Raw genomic sequence first — 15362 nt, 5'->3', positions numbered from 1 at the left:
ATCAGACCTTCGCCCCCTTCCGGCTGTTGCAGGAGCGGCAGAGGGTGCGCAGATTGTCGAGCTCGTCGCCGCCGCCAAGGGCGACGGGATGGCAGTGGTCAACCGTGAGTCGTTCTGGGGATCCGCATTCCTGGCAGCGGTGACCGTCGCGCGCATAGACGACGGCGCGCACGCCTTCCGGAATGGGAATGCGTCCGACGTTGCACATGCGCCATGCACCCTCTGCGAAGTGGCAGAGCTGGCGGCCGTCGGGGGCGAGGAGGAGGCCGCAGTCGACGAGCGCACGGACTGCCTCGTCGGAGTCGTCGTCGAGCGCCCGGAGGACACCAGCCGGGATGTAGGTGCGCTTGTGATCGGCAGCCCACGCAAGCCCGCGGACGAACAGGCCGAGGGTGTGGTTGTCGACGCGGCCGATGAGCGCGGCGACGAGTAGTTCGAAGTCGAGCTTGAGCGACTCCAGGTGGGCCATGTGGATCTTCTTTCGGCGACGGCTTGAACAAGGTGGGCAAGGGAGGGGTGCGGGGCGGTCGCGCTGACCGCCCCGCGGTGGTGCTACACGGCGATGGCGGTCTGTCCCGGGATCTGCGTGAACTCCCGCAGCGGGCGAGGGGCGTCAAGCTGCGGGTATTCGTCCGGGAGCTGCATGCCGGGGGAGTTGGGTCCGGTGCGGCCGAGGAGATTCGGCTTCAGGTGGACCCGACAGCCGGCCTCGCGGGCCTGGGCGACGATGCGGGCAACCCACTCGAACGGCGGCGCAAACGCGGCGACCTTGCCGGTGGGCTGGTGGGTCTCGGTCTGGGCGCCGATGACGACCCAGTCGAACATCGACAGGTCGGTGAACTGCAGCGGCTCCAGAAGCGGCTCCAGGGACAGCCACTTCACGCGAACGTCGCCGATCTGCCGAAAGGCGTCCTCGGCGATCCGCACACGCTTCTGCTCGTCCACGGAGGTGCCGACCCAGGACGAGGCGGGGAAGTCCAGGCCGATGTACCGCGCCGGGAACTTCGTGAGGTGGATGTAGTCCCACTGCGGGCTGGCCAAGCACGCGCTGTGGACGCGCTCGATCCACTCGTCCGGAACCCAGCGGCCGTACAGGTCGGCCATGGAACACACGAACACGCGCCGCCAGGCCGGGTCGTCGCGGTGGGCTGCCGGGATGGAGGTGTTCGCCGGCGCTTCGAGTCGGTCCTCGCGAAACAGGGGCGTGAAGCCGACGGGGTAGGCGGCGCGCATCTTCTCGCTGGTGGCGATGTCGCGGGCGTAGCAGTAGTCGCAGCCGTGAAGGCACCCGGTGACGGGGTTCCACGACCACTGTGCCCAGGAGATGCCCTCGCCGTTGGACTCGTTGAACACGGCCTTGGACTTGCGCGGCGGGACGAGGACGGGCGCGCCGGTGTTGGTGCGGAGCGTGACCATCACCGGGCCTGCGGGCTCCGGGACGGCGGGCGCCGCCGCGGGAACCGGCTCAGGCTGGCGCCGGGCCTCCTGCTGGCGCTTCTTGCGCTGCTTGTCTGCGGCATCAAGAGCGATCTCTCCGACTCTGACCTTCTCGGCCAAGTCGGGGGCATCCCGCTGTACGGCCTTGGCCTGCTGGACAGCGCGTGGAGACGCACCGGTTACCGCCGCCGCTTTGGCGGCCGAGGTGCGCATGTGCTTCGGACGCAGATCTGCGTCCGACGGTCCGTCACTCTTAGCGACGAACTTTCCACCCTTGGTCTGTCCGACCTCGGCGCGGGGGGCGCTTGCGAGCCGGGCCGCTTCTGTCGCCTTGGCCACGTCGGCGATTGCCGACTCGTAGGCCAGGGCGACCATGGCGCGCTGTCCGAGGTTCAGATGCCGCCGCGCCATGTTCGTGGACACGATGTAGTCCAGCAGCATCGCGTCGGTGTACTGCCCGGCGAGCCGCTCGATCTTGGGCTTGACACCTGCGGCCTCACAGGCGCGCCAGCGGTTCCTGCCGTCGACCAGGACATCGCCCTCATGGGTGACAACGATCGGCTGGCGCAGGCCGTGGCGCTTGACGTCGGAGACGAGCTCCTCGAACTCCTCCGCCTCGATCAGCGGGAACGCGTCAGCGAAGGGGTGGACCTTGTATGGGCCGAGGTTGGTCACGTCAGTTCTCGATTCCGTGCATGGAGGCGTGGCAGGGGCCGCAGAGGACGAAGAGGTTGTCCATGGCGGCAATGGGCTCGGCTGGCCGATAGGTGACGTGGTGCAACTCGACGTCGACTGCCGCCGCGCACATCTCACATGCGCCGTCGGCGCGCTGGAGGATGGCGCTGCGCACCTCGTCGTCGACCACCGACCGAATGGCCATGGCGCACGCGGACTGTCCGTCGCGCATGGGGATGACGGTCATCAACTCGCCTTTCCGTGGATCTCGCAGTGGCAGGGGTGGCAGATCGCCGTGAGGTTCTCGGGGACGTCGAACGCGCCCCAGGGCGGATAGCGCCAGTGGTGCGGCTCGGTCGGAGGCCGCTCGCCGCAGCGCTCGCACTTCCCGCCAGCGCGCTCGAAGACCTGGGCCCGGACGGCGAGGAACCGCGGGTGGCGGAGGTATTCGGCGTACGACCGGTACGGCGCGTCTTCTGGTCGGGGCGGCGAGTAGGGGCGCAGGGTTGTCATGCCGCGTCACCTGCGCCGGATGCTGGGAACAGCGGGTCCTGGGCCTTCTCCCGCTGCTGCGCGTCGGTCAGGTCCAGGCGGTCGAGGATGCGCTGGCCCTTGGAGGAGTTGAGCCGGTAGAAGCCATGGCTCTGCCACTCGGGCATGTCGACCCAGTTCGACCAGAGGACGAACGTCCACTGCCAGGGTCCGCCCGGTTCGCGGATCAGCGCGATCCGCTTGTTCACCGCGCTGACGTGGTCGGAGAACAGCGGCTTGTCGGTCTCCCCCTTCAGTCGCAACTCGCTGCCGCGCCGCCGCTTGTACTGCGTCGCAGAGACGTAGGAGAGAAGATCGACCTGGGGGAGAAGTCGCGCGCACTGGTTGAACAGGGCGTGGGGGATCTCGTCTTTGATCGGGTCGGCGTAGACCAGGCCGAGGCGGCGAGCCTGGGCCCCGTTGCCCCTGAGCCAGCGGGGGAAGCCGGACTCGAAGGACTCGTTGTACACCGGCGAGTTCGTTGCGTCGGGGCCGCCGAAGAGGGCGCCGGGCTCGCTGTAGAGAGCCGACTGAAGGCGCTCGGCAACCTCGCCGTCCTGCTCGAAGTGGACCGCCTCGTAGGGGATGTTGGCGCGAACGAGAAGATCCTGAGCAATGAGTGGGCTGCCCGGGAATTGCTTCCCCTTGTATTCGAGATGCCCGGGTCCCGCATAGAGGTCGGCGTACAGGTAGGGGTGCCCCGGGCGCCGGCGCATGATGCCCTTGCAGATGTTGACGTGCATGCCGAGGATGCCGCGGAAGTCCGACTCCTTGCGTTCGGTCTCCGCGCTGATCCAACTGTCGCGGGATGTGGTCTTGGCCACGCTATTTGCTCCTTGGGTGTTCCGGATCTTGTTTTTGAGCGCACGGAATCAGAGACCCAGAGCGACCGCTCCGGGTCGCCGGAGTGCGCCTCGCCGAAGCGCGCGGGCCTGCTCGGGCAGCTCCACGGGGTGCTGGGCGAGGACTGCGGTGACCGTCGCGCAGGAGCAGGTGAAGGAGCCGCGAGCATCCGGGTCCGGTACGGCGCGGCCGACGGGCCGAACCTCGTACACGTCGCCGTCGCCCATGTGCGCGAACAGGTCGGCGTACCAGCGGGCGCGGGTCAGGTAGACGCGGTGCGGGCTGTAGTTGGGCTGGTTCGGCGAGCGCCCGTGTTCCTTGCCGAGCGAGATCGCGGGGCGCAGCAGATCGCCGACCTTGAGGCCGGGTGCCCCGCCGTGGAAGTACTTCACTGCTGCTCCTGCTTGGTCGGGGTGATGGGTTCGGGCCGTCCAGCGAGCGCCCATGGGCTGTGCGGGTCGCAGCGATGGCCGCAGGGATAAGGCCGGACGTCCTTGCTCCCGCACCGTCCGGCTGCGGTGTTCCAGCGGCACGTGGGCGGATAGACCAGAGACAGGCTCATGTCGGTCACGGGCCACCACCGCGCGAGGCATCCTCCGACTCCTCAGCCAGGACCAAAGGCACGTCGACCCCGGCTCGGCGATGCGTCTGCCGGATGGCCTCCCAGCTGATGCCGAGCCGGACCTCGATCTCCGCGCGGGTGAAGCCGAATCCGGCCAGGTGCTCGGTCTCGTCGATGACCTCGCGGCTGCGGTCGCCCGGAGCGGCCTTCTGGTAGCGCGGGGAGCGGATCTTCCGGTCGGGCTGCTCGTCGGTGTCGATGTCCGTCCACGCCGCTGGTACGGCCCACCGTTGGCCGGCTGCGTAGCGCATGCCACGTCGGCAGATCACCGCGTCGACGCCGTGCTCGACTGGGTTCTGGTCCTTGAGCAGCTCGTACAGGTCGGCGATGCGCTGATGGGTGGAGACCTGCGTGTGCTTCTGGATCAGGAGCGACGACATGCCCTTCTCGCTGAGCCCGGCCCTGCGGCACAGCTCCTTCGCGGGCCAGCCGATTGCGCGCAGTGCTTGCACGCGCCGGACCGCACCGCGGGTCGGGATGTACGCGCCGGCGGGCAGGTGGCTGAAGTGGAGCTCGACGCCGAGGATCGCGCGGGCGGTGTCGGGGCGGATCCGGACTGCGCCGGGGCGCCGGCCGACCGGTCCGCGTACCCGGCGGACGTCTTCGAGGTTCAGTTCGGCGAGGGTTGCGATGACGGGCAGGCTCATTCCGTCTGCGTGCAGTCGGTTGATGTGGTCGCGGGCCGGGCCGGCGTCGACGAACGGCTGCCAGGTTCCGTCGGCGAGCTGCTGGCGCCGGTTGGCGAGCCAGTGGCTGTAGCCGATGCGGCAGCGGTGGCAGCGGCATTTGGAGTGGACGGCGCCGGCCATCGTGCTGGGCCGACTGCGGACTGCCGTGGTCACTGCTCTTCTCCTTCCTGCGGGTCGGGCTGCTTGGGCATGGGCTTGAGGCGTTTGCCGGCGGCGGCGAGGAGGACTCCGAGGGCGCTGGAGCCGATGAGGATGAGGACGGCGATGCCGAGCCAGGCGAGGAAGCTCACTGGTCTCCTCCTTGGGTCCTGCTGGCTGGCCTGCTGGGGTGGGTTGGGCTGCGCTTGACCCGGTGGGGGTCGTCGGCGAGGCCGAGCATCTGCAGGAGCTGGACGCGGTCGTTGTCGTCGGTGGAGCGCTTGCTGACGACGTCGCGGGCGGCTTCGCGTTCCGAGCTGCTGTTCTCGTGCAGGCCGAGGGATTCGGCGCGCAGCAGGGTGTCTTCGGCGCTGTCCTTCACGTCGTCCACCCGCCCTTGGGCCGCTTGGCGTCCTTGGTGATGCGGCGGAACACGATGTCGTCGCTGGCCTGAGCGGACTCGGCTTCCTTGCGCTGGCGGCGGAGTTCGATCTCGTTGACCAGGCCGACGAGTTCACGCAGTGCGCGCAGGGCGAGGCAGATGAACGCGGGTACGGCGACGGCGAGGACTGCGATGAAGTACGGGTGCTGGTCCATGGGGTCTCCAGGTGGGCCGGGCGCCCGGGGAAGTGGGCGCCCGGCGGATCGGGCGGTGGTCAGACCGGGAGTGCTTCCTGGCCGGGGATCTCTTCGCGCTTCGGCGGGTTCTTGATCGCCTCGGACTCGGCGCGGGCGTTGATGTGTTCCTCGTCGAGGTCGTCCATGCAGATCACCCGGCCGTCGACGAGTTCGGTCCAGCCCTGGCCGATGGCGGACTGTCGGGCGCCCTCTTCCGTCGGGTAGCACTGGACGCCTTCGCCTTCCTCGTCCAGGACGTAGGAGCACAGCGGGCAGCGGATCTCGACTACCATGTGCACCGTGTACGGCCCGGACTGCTCGGCGGCGGGCTGGGGGCGCTGCCAGGCGTAGCCGTGGTGCAGCACGATCGCCCAGGTGTTCGGGGTGAGCGGCGAGCCGTCGTGGATGCTGAGAGCCATCGCGTTGTGCTCGGCGGCGACCATCAGCGCGGTCGTCAGGTCGGGCTGGTTGAGGATGTCGTCCATCCCGGTGATCCACACGGACCACTCGGTGTCCTCGTAGCCGGGACGGATGCGGTTCGGGCCGAAGAGCGGGGTTGTGCCGGTCATCGGGTTCTCCTTCGAGGGTTAGGCGTTGACGACTGCGTCGACGGACTCGCGGGCCCGCTCGCCGGTGATCGCGGACACGGGTACGGGCACGGGAACGCTGCGGTCCCACGCGGGCAGGACCGCGCTCACGACGGGCAGCTGGGTGGTGGCCTCGCCGGGCAGCGGCGGCTTCCGTCCGCTGGACGACTTGGCCGCCTTCAGGCCCGCGAGGAGGTCCAGGCGGGGCCGGTCGCCGTCCTCGGCGAGGTCGAGCAGCGACAGGTCCCGGACGGTCTCCGAGGCGGCCTGCGGGGTGTCGCGGCAGCCCTGCTCGATCGGCGCATCCACGTGAATGCAGGGGCGGCCGTCGGAGGCGTCGAGGAGGGACCGAAGGGACTGGAGCTCCGCAACGCGCTCCTCGTACATGGCCATCAGCTCGGCGAACTGGTCCCCGGCGGAGTCGACCACCTCGGCCCAGCGGGTAATCTCGGCGACGTGCCTCTCGGCGCGGGCGTCGGCAGTCTCCAGCCGGGTCCGGTACGAGTCGCGGTGCAGCTCGGCCTGCTGGCAGCGGTCGACCATGGCGGCCCATTCGGCGCTGTGCCGGCCGGGCTGACGAGGCGGCGGGGTGCGGCGGAAGATCGCGAGGAGCTTCACGAAGCCACCGCCGTACTGGCGAACTCGGCGAGGAACTCGTCCACGATCTCGGCCGGCTGGCTGCGCTGCTGCTTCCACAGCAGGTGCCGCCCGGCTTCCGCCGCGACGATGTTGTCGACCTGCCGCAGGGCCTCAGCGAGCGTCCAGCGGTAGATCATCTCCATGGGCCGGTTCGCCGTCGCCCAGCTGGTGCCGGTCCACACGGTCTCGTCGCCGTCACCGCGGCGCTCGATCATCCACGGACCCACACCCATGCGCTGGGGTACCACGAGGATGGTCACGGACTCGTTGCCCGGCACCTCCCACAGGAACCCCGTCGAGTGCTCAGCCATACGCAGCAGGTCCCGGTACGGGACAGGACGGCCACTCACCGGGCACCGCCTGACAGCGCTGCAGCGATCTCCTCGTCGGTGCCGCTGACGAACAGGTCGGCCCACGGCATCGGCTCGTCGTTCTCGTAGGCCAGCTCCGCCTGCGAGTAGTCGCGGGCGCACAGGCCGACCTCCTTGAACTCCATCCAGCCGCGGGGCACCCACGCGAACAGGAACAAGGGCCGGACCTGGCGGCACTTGCCGCACACGCCCTCAGGCGGGGTGGTGGGCTGGTCGGCAGTCACTTCGCACCGCCGAACGTGCCCTTGGGGGCCTTCGCGATCGCCCACCGGTTGTCCGGCAGCTCACGGTCGCCGTTCACCAGGTCGTGGAACCCCTGGCCCGGGCGGAAGCGGGGAACCCAGCGCGCCGGGACGTGGTGGGGCTCGCCGGTCTGCGGGTTGCGGGCGAGACGAGCGGCGCGCTCCACGCTCTCGAAGACGCCGAAGCCGGTCACGCTGACGTTGCCGCCATTGGTGACCTCGCGGACGATCGCGTCCAGGACCGAGTCGACGAACGGCGCGGCCTTCGTCACCGGCACGCCGCGCTCCTTGGCGACGGCTTCAACCAGTTGTGCCTTGTTCATGCTGTGCTCCATGAGGGTTGTGCGGTGAATGGGACTCGCCAGTGGGCAGGCGGATCCCCAGGTCAGGGGTGGTGCGGGTTAGGCGTAGGTGCGGATGGGGCCGGTCTCTATCGGCTCGGTCCGGTGACCCTGAGGGCCGCAGACGAAGTCGGGTCCGTCCCAGCGGCCAGAGACCGTTCCGCCGCAGGACTGGCAGTCGCGGACCGCGGGCCGCTCACACTCGCGGCGCAGAGTCAGCGGGCGACGTGGGGTCATGGGCAGCCACACCTCGGCTCCAGGACGGAGACGTACTGCGGGTGAGCGGGGCAGGTGTTCCACTCCTGAACCAGCAGGCCCCGTACCACCGGCGGCTCTACGGGCGGCGGAGGCGGCGCGCCAAACGTGGCGTAGCGGACCGGCGGTGGGGGAGTGCGGCGCAGGCGGGCGAGGAGGGCGATCACGACTGGCCGCCCGTCACCGCGTCGTACAGGTCCCGCGCCCATCGGGCGTCGCCGAGCGCCGTGTGCGCCACGTCGTCAGCCGGCCGCGGCACACCCATCTGCTCCGAGATGTCGTAGGAGCTGAACTTGATCGGCGGATACGACTCCAGGAAGTACGAGCGGTCGCCGCCCGCCTTGGCCGTCAGCGCACCGTGCAGATAGCCGGCGGCCATCGTCGGCGCGCACAGCGTCCGGTAGTGCCACGGTGCCGCGCCGAGCATCACATGCAGGAATGACGCATCGAATGACGGATTCGAGCCGACCATCACCGCACCCGCCAGAACCGCTGCGACCTCGGCGTGCAGCTCCGACAGTTCCATCGGACGCGGGCCCGGTTCGGCGAGCATGTCCGCCGCCCACGCCCCATCCGGAACCGCGCGGCGCTCCCAGAAGCGGCCAACCTCCAACGCCTTCGGATCCGCATGGACCACGGCGAGCTCCGTCGGACGCCGCTGCCACAGGTGCTCGGCTTCCTGGCCGTTCTCGTCGCGGAGGATGACGGCGATTTCCCAGGTGTCGTGCTCCCACGGGTCCAGGCCCAGGGTCTCCAGGTCCGTGAAGGCGAGGCGCGTCATGAGGTGAACCCCGCTTCCATATCCTCGATGCGCATGGCCTCGACGGAGGCGACTGCGGTGTCGCGCTCCTCGGTGAGGCCGCGGATCGTGATGTCTCGCTCGTCGAGCTTCGCGGCCAGCTGCCCGTTCGCGCCGGACACCTCCGCGACCTCACGCAGCGCGTCCTCCAACTGCGTGCGAAGTTCCCGGTTCTCGCGGGTCAGCCGATCAACCTCACCCCTCGCGGACATCCGACACCTCCCGGGACGGCTGCGAGTTCTGGCGGGCGTAGTGGAGCGAGTAGCCCAGCAGAGCGAAGTAGGCGACCACCGCGGCGGCGATGTAGATGTCGTTCACGACGCGTCACCGCCCCGGGTCTGCCGCGGCAGGTTCAGGACCTCGGCCAGCAGCGGAGGACGCGCCACCGGCACGGGAGCCTCGACAAGCAGACCCGACATCGGCAGCGGCAGCGACAACTGCAGGTCCTCCTCCGCCGCGGCCAACTGGCGTCGTACCGTCACCGCGTAGCGGATCAACTGCGGCAGGACGTAGGCGTGGATCTCCCACCGGTTCGCCAGCGGCCAGAACAGGTGCTCCCACTTGCGGTGCGGGCGCAGGTCCTTCGTGAGGATCCCGCCCTTGGAGAGGAGGTCCCGCAGGCCGGCCGTGTCGATGTCGAAGCCGTACTGCAGGCGGGCGATCGCCGCGGCCTGATCCCACGAGACCGTCGTCGCGGGCTCCGGGGCGCTCGACCCGCTGACGGTGTAGGAGCCGGTCGTCCGCAACGCCGGCAGCACCTTGTGGGTGATCCACCTCTTGAACGACTTCGCCTCCGGCTTCCGCGAGCGAAGGATCAGCGAGTACAAGCCCGGCTCGTTGACGGTGACCATCTGCTGCGGGCCGCCAGGGGTGTCCATGGTGTGGACCCCCTTCTCGTCGTCGTCGAGACGGGCGAGAGAACTGCGGGGATTGCCGAGCTCCAGCGCGGAGGCGACGTCGGCCGCCACCCACCACGGGTCGCCGTTGACGACCAGTGCCCGGACCTCGGCGCCGTTGAACGCGAACACCTGCACTGCGTCGGATGGGATGATGCTCATCAGGTCCTCTTCTTTGGTGAGAGATGGATCGGGTCGAGCGGGGCCGCCGCAGTCGTGGCGGCCCCGCGACCGGGCTAGAACGGCGGCTCGTCCGAGTAGCCGGGGCCGCTGCGGGGTTCCGGCGTCAGCGGCCCCCAGGCTCGGATCGCGTATCGCAGCGACCCGGCGCGATGGCCAGTGCTCCCGGCGTTCCCGTTGGTGGCGAAGATCGGCAGCCCCTCCTGGTCCCGGCTCCCGTGGTGCACCCACTGCGTGCCGTTCCGGTCCCGGTGCGGCAGCGACAAGTCGTAGGTGATGCCGTCCACCTGGAACATCAACGGGTCGCCTTCGGGCCGCGGCCGGTTGTCGTCCGGGTCGGCCCACAGCGCATCCGGGTTGCCGCCGAGGCCCTCGATTCGCTCCCGGGCCGCGTCTGCGATCGACACCCGACGGCTCTCCAAGCTGTACGCCAGACCCCACGCGATCCGCTTCGCGGCCATCGGACCGTCGAACATGAACTCGCCGATGGTGTCCGCGACAACCCGCCGCATCACCGACAGTTCCCGCTCGACCTCCCGCAGCCGCTCCTGCGCAGCCTTGGCCTCCTCGGGCAGCCCGGCGAGCGTGGCGTGCACCTGGGCCTGCGCGAGGAGCAGCGACGCAGTCTGCGGGTCGGAGTACGGCGACCGAGGGTCGCTGCTTCGCCGCCACGAGGCCTGCGACAGGTGACGCTCCGCCTCGGCGAAGTGATTGACGTGCAGCGGGCGGCTCATGCCGCACCGGCCATGAATGCGATGAAGCTCTCCAGCTGCGCGTCCGCGACGGTGCCGATCTCCTCGCCGCCGGACCAGTTCGCGAACTCGACCTCGGTCTGCTCCTGCGACCAGCCCTTCTCGACCCGGGCCGCGTCGATGCGGTCCCAGATTGTCACCGGGGCAGCACCCGCTGCCGGGACCTCCGCCGCGGGCTCGGCCTTCTTGGCGGCCGGCGCTGGCGCCTTCGCCGGAGCCGGAGCGAAGTCGGCGCCCGACACTGCAGCGGTCGGGAACTCCTGCTCGACGGTCACCTCGCCGTTCTTCAACGACCGGTAGATGATCCGCAGCTGCGCGACCTCGTGCGTCGTCCAGTTCACGATCGGCCCGTACTTGCCCGTGATCCGCTGCTCGCTCACCCCCAACTCGCCCGAGAACCGGGCGAGCGCGTCGGCGATCTGCTGCGCCAGCGGCTTCTCCCCACCGCCGGACTGCAGCGTCTGCATGCAGATCTGCTTCGCCTCTTCGACGAACCACGGCGGCAGGATCGCGAAGATCGCCTCACGCACCCGCCGCGCACCGTTGTTCGTGTTCAGCTCGTAGATGTCGCGGGTGTCCGTCAGCTTCTTCGGGCCCTGCTTCGTGTCCCGCAGATGCGGCACGATGAACGTCGAGCTGTTACGGGAGTTCTTCTCCACATCCCACGCGAACGCCTGCATCTCCGACTGCGCGTAGTCGTCGTCGCGCCGCATCTCGACCAGCCCGTACTGGAGATTGCCCCAGCAGCGGGCCAACTCCCGGGCCAGGTGCACCGACGGGCCCGACACCGTCTGGCCGGCGCGCGGGAAGCGGTAGAACGCCTTCTCCGCCAGGAACAGCTGGGTGCACGAGGTGCGCATCTCCGCCATCGCGGCCTGGATATTGCGCGGGCACTGCTGGGCGACGACGATCGCCGCCTGGACCTCCGCCACTGCCCGGGACTGCTCGACGGCGGTTCCCTGACCGAGACGACCGGGAACGGCCACCGGCTTGGACTGGTACTGCTCGACCTGCTGCATTGCGATGACTCCTAGTTGAAGAGACGCTCGACCCAGACGGGGAGCGGGAGGATTTCGATGTCGTCGACGTATCCGGGCCAGCGGCCCTCGTCGACGCAGGTGCGGTAGATGTTCAGTGCGATGGCCCGCTGGGCGGCGCCGATCCGCTGCGCCTCGTGGTCGAGCCGAATCGGGGTGACCACATACGGCGGGGTCTTCTCGACGAACACGAAGATGAACAGCGGGTCCACCGCGCCGAGCGCGGCCCGGACGCCGGACCGGTACCAGGCCTCTTGTAGGTAGTAGCCGAAGTTCCACAGCGCCTTCTGGAGGCTCTCCAGGTCGGCGGCGGCAGCGGACTTCAGGTCCACGATCGCGGTCTGCCCCGTGCGGGTCTCGGTGAGCCAGTCGGGCCTGGCTCGGCAGAGGACCCCGGTTTCCTGGTGCCGCCAGTACACGGACCGCTCCGCGACGCCGGCGGCGAACATGGGTCCGACGTTCGGGTGTCGGCGGATTGCGTCGGCCATGCCGTGCACGGCTTCGAAGTCGCCGCGCTTCAAGGGCACCGCGCCGCGCTCGCGGGCCTCACGGACCGCGAACTTGGCTTCCTTGGTGTCCCAGCGCTCGTGGTCGACCAGGGCCAGTTCCGGGCCGTCGCCAAGGACGATGGAGTGTGCGGCCTGCCCGATGTCGAACGTCTTCTTCGGCGGCTGCGGGTTGTCCTGGGCGTAGCGGAACTTCGCTGGGCACGACGGCGGCAGCAGGAGCTTCGCGCCGGTCGTCGACAGCGACGTCTTGTCGGCGTGGTACTCCTCGATCGAGATGTCGTCGTACACGCCGGGCTCGCGATCCGCGGCGAGCGGAAGGGGCTGGTCGAAGGTGACCGTCACTCGCCACCACCTGGGGTGTAGAACCGGCGCGCGGGCGAGTCGTGCAGCGTCAGGTGCCCCTCGGCGCACAGCTGGGCCAGCAGCCGGCGGATGTTCCTGCGCCACACGTGGGTCAGGTTGTGCTGCGCGTACAGCCGCTTCACCCGGCCTGGGGTCCACTCGCCGCCCTGGTGGGCGATCGCAGCGAGCACCAGGTCACGGGTCGCGTCGCGGGTGGCCTTCACGCGGGGCTGCGTCCGGCGCTTCACTCGGCACCGCCGATGCACTCGCGACACGCGGCCACGAACGGCACCTCGTGCTCAGCTACCGCCGCCAGGACGAGCCGGGCGATCTCCGCGCCCACGCCCTTGCGGAACTCGTCCTCGGACTCGGCATCCCACACCGGAAACGCCTGGGACAGCAGCACGCAGTACTCGTCGTCGACCGGGCCCAGGCCGTAGGTCAGGGACGCGACAACGTCCTGCCCGTCCGGGGTAGGTCGCAGGTCGAGGCAGTAGTGCCGGGCATCGAGCGTGATGCCCGGGTCGGTGATGTCGGTCCAGATGACCATGTAGTCGTCCGGCTCGCGCGAGTCCTCCCGGTCGTAGGGGAAGGCCTCGAAGCCGAGCCCGGCGGCCGTCAGCACAACGGCGGCCTCGGACATCGCGTGTGCCTGACGGAGCCTCATGAGGCACCGCCGGTGATCAGGTCGATGTGCGTGAGGGCGATACCGCCCGCATAGCCCTCGACCGACACGACCGGCTCGCCGTCGCCCAGCGTCCACGCCGGAGTCCGCGTCACCGTCTCCAGACGCGGACACTCGAACCCGCGCACCACGTCCGGCCGGAACCCCGGATACGCCACCACCCGCGTACCGACCGGATGGAACAGGTTGAAGTCGTCGGCGGTCATACCAGGCCGAAGAGCCTGGACCGACAACCGCTCCTCGCCGACCGTCTCGCTCATGCGACGCTCCTCAACGGCAGGGCCTTGCGGTCCGGGTCGACGCCAGCCGTCACCCGCGCGGAGAACAGGCGCCGGGCCGCGACCAGCGCATCCAGCGACAAGTCCCGGGCCTCCTGCTCGTCCAGGCGCACCGTCAGATCCAGCGGCAGATCCTCGGAGAGCGCGGCGCGCACGGCGTTCGCGTGACCGCCGGCGTGGTCCGCGGCCAGGTCGTCCCCGGCGTCCACGCTGGCCTGGGTCTGCTCGTTCAGCTCGTTCAGGGCGAGCAGCTGCGCGGCGATGCGCTCCGGGTCCTCCGCGAACGCAGCCGCCAACTGGTCCAGCCAGTCCGTCGACCTGAGGGCCTGCTCGCTGATGCCCAGCGCCACCCGGAACCACAAGGCGTCCGGCTGAGCGGTGACACGCTGCGCGGTCATGCGGCCACCTGCCCAGCCGGGAGCAGCTCCCGCTCGGCCAGACCCACAGCGATCGCATGCAGCGCGTCCGGCCTGCCCAGCACCGGCAAGTGCTCCGACGAGATCGCGAACACGACCTGGTCCACCGTCACCCCGGGCACCGTCAACCTGCGCGCCACCAGGATCATGGCCATCGCCCGCTCCGGGTCCGGCACGTCACCCGCGGACCTCATGGAGTCCTCGACCCGGCGGATCATCTGCTGGAACGTCACGACGCCACCGCCATCTCCGACATGAGCGCGGCGTACGCGGCCGTCGTGACGTGAGCGTCGACCTGCCACCGCGCACCGTCGTGCTCACCCCGAAGAGTCAGCGAGATCATCGGCAGCTGCGTCGCCGGCGACACGTAGGCGACCGGCGTGGGCTGCTCGAACCCGAGCGCCACCAGCAGCTCGTTCAGCAGCGGCAGCGCATCCGGGTGGGCGATCTTGATGCTCGCCATCAGCAACCCGCTGGGACGCGGGTGCCAGTCGATGCAGTCGACCGCGGCGAACTGCGGGTTGTAGGCCAAGAACCGGGCCATGCTCGCCGCCGCGGTCATCGCGGACGGCGCGGGCGCCAGAGTGAGAGTGGTCGTCATCGCTGGGCCTCCCAGCGGGTGACCTCGTAGCGGCCAAAGCCCTGCGAGCGGGAAGCGCCGACGCCCTGCTGCTCACCGGTGAGCCAGAGCATGGCCCACTCTTCATCGGTGAACTTGTGGTCGCTGATCACCGTGAAGTCGAACGACGCCTCGTCGATGACCTCGGTGTACTGGATGCCGGTCTGGCCGGTCCGCGGGTTCTTCGGGAACGACTGCAGGACCCGGGTGGGCTCGATGACGCCGAGCTGGAGCGTGTCCTCGACGACCATGATGTGCTCGGCGACGAAGCCGTGGACGCCCTTGTTGGTGGCGCCCCAGCGGCCCTTGAGCTTGTCGGTGGCCCGGGCGACTCCGGCGGCTTCCTTGATGGCGGCCTTGAGCTGGCGGCCCTCGATGTAGAGGCCGTGGTCGTTGCGCTTGAAGCCGTTGAGGTGCTTGTTGGTGTCGACGATGCTGGCGGCCTCGTCGGCGGTGACGCCGCGGTCGACCATCGTCTGGGCGACCATTTCGCGGATCAGGTCGTCCTTGTCGGCGAGCTTGGTCCGGAGCCACCCTTCGGCGACCTTGGGGTCGGTGGGGGTGCCGCCGGCGAGGTTGGTGACGGTGATGGTGCCGGAGAAGCGGTGGGGCCAAGCTTGGTTGGTGAAGCTGGCGAAGGCGCTGGTCATGTGGTGAGTTCCTTTCGAGACCTGGGTGGTCGTGTGGGCAGGGCAGAGGCGGAGGCGGAGCGTGGAGGGCAGGGAGGTCGTGTGGGCTGGGGAGAGCCGTCCTGGAACGACGTGGCTCGGGCCGAGCAGTCGGAAGGAAGGGGTCGGACGGACAGGGGAGGGGCGGAGGCGGGTAGTCGCTTAGGGGCGAGGGGCAACGCGTCGGAAGGGG

At 69.6% G+C, this 15362-nt stretch carries 28 protein-coding genes and 1 pseudogene; all 29 read right to left on the bottom strand.

Features of this window, described 5'->3' with window-relative positions; all coding sequences use genetic code 11:
• Nucleotide 1: 1 nt before the first annotated feature.
• Entirely contained in the window at nt 2-469 is a 468-nt protein-coding gene (locus TR46_RS44705; protein ID WP_236655592.1) for an HNH endonuclease, read from the bottom strand.
• A gap of 83 nt (nt 470-552) precedes the next feature.
• Nucleotides 553-2112: a DUF5131 family protein gene (locus tag TR46_RS31050; protein ID WP_042408194.1), complete on the bottom strand. Its 1560-nt coding sequence runs from the start codon at nt 2110-2112 to the stop codon at nt 553-555.
• A 1-nt stretch (nt 2113) separates the two neighbouring features.
• Nucleotides 2114-2359 carry an HNH endonuclease gene (locus TR46_RS42750; RefSeq protein WP_042408191.1) on the bottom strand — a complete coding sequence of 82 codons (246 nt, stop codon included), beginning with the start codon at nt 2357-2359 and terminating at the stop codon, nt 2114-2116.
• Nucleotides 2359-2625: an HNH endonuclease gene (locus TR46_RS31040; RefSeq protein ID WP_042408188.1), complete on the bottom strand. Its 267-nt coding sequence runs from the start codon at nt 2623-2625 to the stop codon at nt 2359-2361. The genes TR46_RS42750 and TR46_RS31040 overlap by 1 nt, the downstream gene beginning before the upstream one ends.
• Nucleotides 2622-3467 carry a class I SAM-dependent methyltransferase gene (locus tag TR46_RS31035; protein WP_042408184.1) on the bottom strand — a complete coding sequence of 282 codons (846 nt, stop codon included), beginning with the start codon at nt 3465-3467 and terminating at the stop codon, nt 2622-2624. The genes TR46_RS31040 and TR46_RS31035 overlap by 4 nt, the downstream gene beginning before the upstream one ends.
• A 48-nt stretch (nt 3468-3515) precedes the next feature.
• The gene (locus tag TR46_RS38455) at nt 3516-3878 is read right to left on the bottom strand and encodes a hypothetical protein (RefSeq protein ID WP_052433242.1); all 363 of its coding nucleotides are present in this window, start codon (nt 3876-3878) and stop codon (nt 3516-3518) included.
• A 175-nt stretch (nt 3879-4053) separates the two neighbouring features.
• Nucleotides 4054-4950, bottom strand: a complete 897-nt coding sequence (locus tag TR46_RS31025) for a hypothetical protein (protein WP_042408182.1) — start codon at nt 4948-4950, stop codon at nt 4054-4056.
• Complete coding sequence (locus TR46_RS42745) at nt 4947-5087, bottom strand: hypothetical protein (protein ID WP_161790233.1); 141 nt, start codon at nt 5085-5087, stop codon at nt 4947-4949. Before TR46_RS42745 ends, TR46_RS31025 begins: the two co-directional genes overlap by 4 nt.
• Complete coding sequence (locus TR46_RS31020; RefSeq protein ID WP_042408179.1) at nt 5084-5326, bottom strand: hypothetical protein; 243 nt, start codon at nt 5324-5326, stop codon at nt 5084-5086. The genes TR46_RS42745 and TR46_RS31020 overlap by 4 nt, the downstream gene beginning before the upstream one ends.
• Nucleotides 5314-5532 (bottom strand): hypothetical protein, encoded by a 219-nt coding sequence (locus TR46_RS31015; protein WP_042408177.1) that lies wholly within the window; start codon nt 5530-5532, stop codon nt 5314-5316. Before TR46_RS31015 ends, TR46_RS31020 begins: the two co-directional genes overlap by 13 nt.
• Before the next feature lie 59 nt (nt 5533-5591).
• On the bottom strand, nt 5592-6122 hold the full coding sequence (locus tag TR46_RS31010) for a hypothetical protein (protein WP_042408173.1): 531 nt from the start codon (nt 6120-6122) through the stop codon (nt 5592-5594).
• 18 nt (nt 6123-6140) lie between these two features.
• Nucleotides 6141-6758 carry a hypothetical protein gene (locus TR46_RS31005; RefSeq protein WP_042408169.1) on the bottom strand — a complete coding sequence of 206 codons (618 nt, stop codon included), beginning with the start codon at nt 6756-6758 and terminating at the stop codon, nt 6141-6143.
• Nucleotides 6755-7090 (bottom strand): hypothetical protein, encoded by a 336-nt coding sequence (locus TR46_RS31000; RefSeq protein WP_042408165.1) that lies wholly within the window; start codon nt 7088-7090, stop codon nt 6755-6757. The genes TR46_RS31005 and TR46_RS31000 overlap by 4 nt, the downstream gene beginning before the upstream one ends.
• 35 nt (nt 7091-7125) lie before the next feature.
• Nucleotides 7126-7374 carry a hypothetical protein gene (locus TR46_RS30995; RefSeq protein ID WP_152626783.1) on the bottom strand — a complete coding sequence of 83 codons (249 nt, stop codon included), beginning with the start codon at nt 7372-7374 and terminating at the stop codon, nt 7126-7128.
• Between the two features lie 5 nt (nt 7375-7379).
• Nucleotides 7380-7715 (bottom strand): annotated as a pseudogene (locus tag TR46_RS30990) (HU family DNA-binding protein); the annotation flags it as partial.
• A 436-nt stretch (nt 7716-8151) separates the two neighbouring features.
• Nucleotides 8152-8769 carry a 3'-5' exonuclease family protein gene (locus TR46_RS30985; protein WP_042408160.1) on the bottom strand — a complete coding sequence of 206 codons (618 nt, stop codon included), beginning with the start codon at nt 8767-8769 and terminating at the stop codon, nt 8152-8154.
• Nucleotides 8766-8999: a hypothetical protein gene (locus TR46_RS30980; protein ID WP_042408158.1), complete on the bottom strand. Its 234-nt coding sequence runs from the start codon at nt 8997-8999 to the stop codon at nt 8766-8768. The genes TR46_RS30985 and TR46_RS30980 overlap by 4 nt, the downstream gene beginning before the upstream one ends.
• Entirely contained in the window at nt 8983-9105 is a 123-nt protein-coding gene (locus TR46_RS45175; RefSeq protein ID WP_269084287.1) for a hypothetical protein, read from the bottom strand. The genes TR46_RS30980 and TR46_RS45175 overlap by 17 nt, the downstream gene beginning before the upstream one ends.
• Nucleotides 9102-9845: a BRO-N domain-containing protein gene (locus TR46_RS38450; RefSeq protein ID WP_052433240.1), complete on the bottom strand. Its 744-nt coding sequence runs from the start codon at nt 9843-9845 to the stop codon at nt 9102-9104. Before TR46_RS38450 ends, TR46_RS45175 begins: the two co-directional genes overlap by 4 nt.
• A 74-nt stretch (nt 9846-9919) precedes the next feature.
• A complete protein-coding gene (locus TR46_RS30970) occupies nt 9920-10597 on the bottom strand; it encodes a phiSA1p31-related protein (protein WP_042408156.1) in 678 nt (225 codons plus the stop codon).
• Nucleotides 10594-11634, bottom strand: coding sequence for a hypothetical protein (locus TR46_RS30965; RefSeq protein WP_174505169.1), 1041 nt, complete (start codon nt 11632-11634; stop codon nt 10594-10596). Before TR46_RS30965 ends, TR46_RS30970 begins: the two co-directional genes overlap by 4 nt.
• Before the next feature lie 11 nt (nt 11635-11645).
• A complete protein-coding gene (locus tag TR46_RS30960) occupies nt 11646-12503 on the bottom strand; it encodes a PD-(D/E)XK nuclease-like domain-containing protein (RefSeq protein ID WP_042408153.1) in 858 nt (285 codons plus the stop codon).
• Complete coding sequence (locus TR46_RS30955) at nt 12500-12727, bottom strand: hypothetical protein (RefSeq protein ID WP_042408150.1); 228 nt, start codon at nt 12725-12727, stop codon at nt 12500-12502. Before TR46_RS30955 ends, TR46_RS30960 begins: the two co-directional genes overlap by 4 nt.
• A gap of 20 nt (nt 12728-12747) precedes the next feature.
• A complete protein-coding gene (locus tag TR46_RS30950) occupies nt 12748-13170 on the bottom strand; it encodes a hypothetical protein (RefSeq protein ID WP_236655591.1) in 423 nt (140 codons plus the stop codon).
• A complete protein-coding gene (locus tag TR46_RS30945; protein WP_152626782.1) occupies nt 13167-13448 on the bottom strand; it encodes a hypothetical protein in 282 nt (93 codons plus the stop codon). The genes TR46_RS30950 and TR46_RS30945 overlap by 4 nt, the downstream gene beginning before the upstream one ends.
• On the bottom strand, nt 13445-13864 hold the full coding sequence (locus tag TR46_RS30940; protein WP_042408142.1) for a hypothetical protein: 420 nt from the start codon (nt 13862-13864) through the stop codon (nt 13445-13447). Before TR46_RS30940 ends, TR46_RS30945 begins: the two co-directional genes overlap by 4 nt.
• A complete protein-coding gene (locus TR46_RS30935; RefSeq protein ID WP_042408140.1) occupies nt 13861-14115 on the bottom strand; it encodes a hypothetical protein in 255 nt (84 codons plus the stop codon). The genes TR46_RS30940 and TR46_RS30935 overlap by 4 nt, the downstream gene beginning before the upstream one ends.
• Nucleotides 14112-14483, bottom strand: coding sequence for a hypothetical protein (locus TR46_RS30930; protein ID WP_152626781.1), 372 nt, complete (start codon nt 14481-14483; stop codon nt 14112-14114). The genes TR46_RS30935 and TR46_RS30930 overlap by 4 nt, the downstream gene beginning before the upstream one ends.
• Nucleotides 14480-15151: a hypothetical protein gene (locus TR46_RS30925; RefSeq protein ID WP_042408135.1), complete on the bottom strand. Its 672-nt coding sequence runs from the start codon at nt 15149-15151 to the stop codon at nt 14480-14482. The genes TR46_RS30930 and TR46_RS30925 overlap by 4 nt, the downstream gene beginning before the upstream one ends.
• Between the last annotated feature and the right edge of the window lie 211 nt (nt 15152-15362).

The organism is Streptacidiphilus carbonis, from assembly GCF_000787775.1.
Taxonomy (GTDB): Bacteria; Actinomycetota; Actinomycetes; order Streptomycetales; family Streptomycetaceae; genus Streptacidiphilus; species Streptacidiphilus carbonis.
This window is presented reverse-complemented; position numbering and strand designations above follow the sequence as displayed.

Excerpts from the sequence above, each read along its gene's own strand:
- TR46_RS30950 (WP_236655591.1), bottom strand. The coding sequence starts at position 13,170 with ATGAGGCTCCGTCAGGCACACGCGATGTCCGAGGCCGCCGTTGTGCTG.
- TR46_RS31040 (WP_042408188.1), bottom strand. The coding sequence starts at position 2,625 with ATGACAACCCTGCGCCCCTACTCGCCGCCCCGACCAGAAGACGCGCCG.
- TR46_RS31015 (WP_042408177.1), bottom strand. The coding sequence starts at position 5,532 with ATGGACCAGCACCCGTACTTCATCGCAGTCCTCGCCGTCGCCGTACCC.
- TR46_RS30925 (WP_042408135.1), bottom strand. The coding sequence starts at position 15,151 with ATGACCAGCGCCTTCGCCAGCTTCACCAACCAAGCTTGGCCCCACCGC.
- TR46_RS42750 (WP_042408191.1), bottom strand. The coding sequence starts at position 2,359 with ATGACCGTCATCCCCATGCGCGACGGACAGTCCGCGTGCGCCATGGCC.
- TR46_RS30930 (WP_152626781.1), bottom strand. The coding sequence starts at position 14,483 with ATGACGACCACTCTCACTCTGGCGCCCGCGCCGTCCGCGATGACCGCG.
- TR46_RS30970 (WP_042408156.1), bottom strand. The coding sequence starts at position 10,597 with ATGAGCCGCCCGCTGCACGTCAATCACTTCGCCGAGGCGGAGCGTCAC.
- TR46_RS30945 (WP_152626782.1), bottom strand. The coding sequence starts at position 13,448 with ATGAGCGAGACGGTCGGCGAGGAGCGGTTGTCGGTCCAGGCTCTTCGG.
- TR46_RS44705 (WP_236655592.1), bottom strand. The coding sequence starts at position 469 with ATGGCCCACCTGGAGTCGCTCAAGCTCGACTTCGAACTACTCGTCGCC.
- TR46_RS38450 (WP_052433240.1), bottom strand. The coding sequence starts at position 9,845 with ATGAGCATCATCCCATCCGACGCAGTGCAGGTGTTCGCGTTCAACGGC.
- TR46_RS30940 (WP_042408142.1), bottom strand. The coding sequence starts at position 13,864 with ATGACCGCGCAGCGTGTCACCGCTCAGCCGGACGCCTTGTGGTTCCGG.
- TR46_RS30985 (WP_042408160.1), bottom strand. The coding sequence starts at position 8,769 with ATGACGCGCCTCGCCTTCACGGACCTGGAGACCCTGGGCCTGGACCCG.
- TR46_RS30980 (WP_042408158.1), bottom strand. The coding sequence starts at position 8,999 with ATGTCCGCGAGGGGTGAGGTTGATCGGCTGACCCGCGAGAACCGGGAA.
- TR46_RS30965 (WP_174505169.1), bottom strand. The coding sequence starts at position 11,634 with ATGCAGCAGGTCGAGCAGTACCAGTCCAAGCCGGTGGCCGTTCCCGGT.
- TR46_RS31000 (WP_042408165.1), bottom strand. The coding sequence starts at position 7,090 with ATGGCTGAGCACTCGACGGGGTTCCTGTGGGAGGTGCCGGGCAACGAG.
- TR46_RS31010 (WP_042408173.1), bottom strand. The coding sequence starts at position 6,122 with ATGACCGGCACAACCCCGCTCTTCGGCCCGAACCGCATCCGTCCCGGC.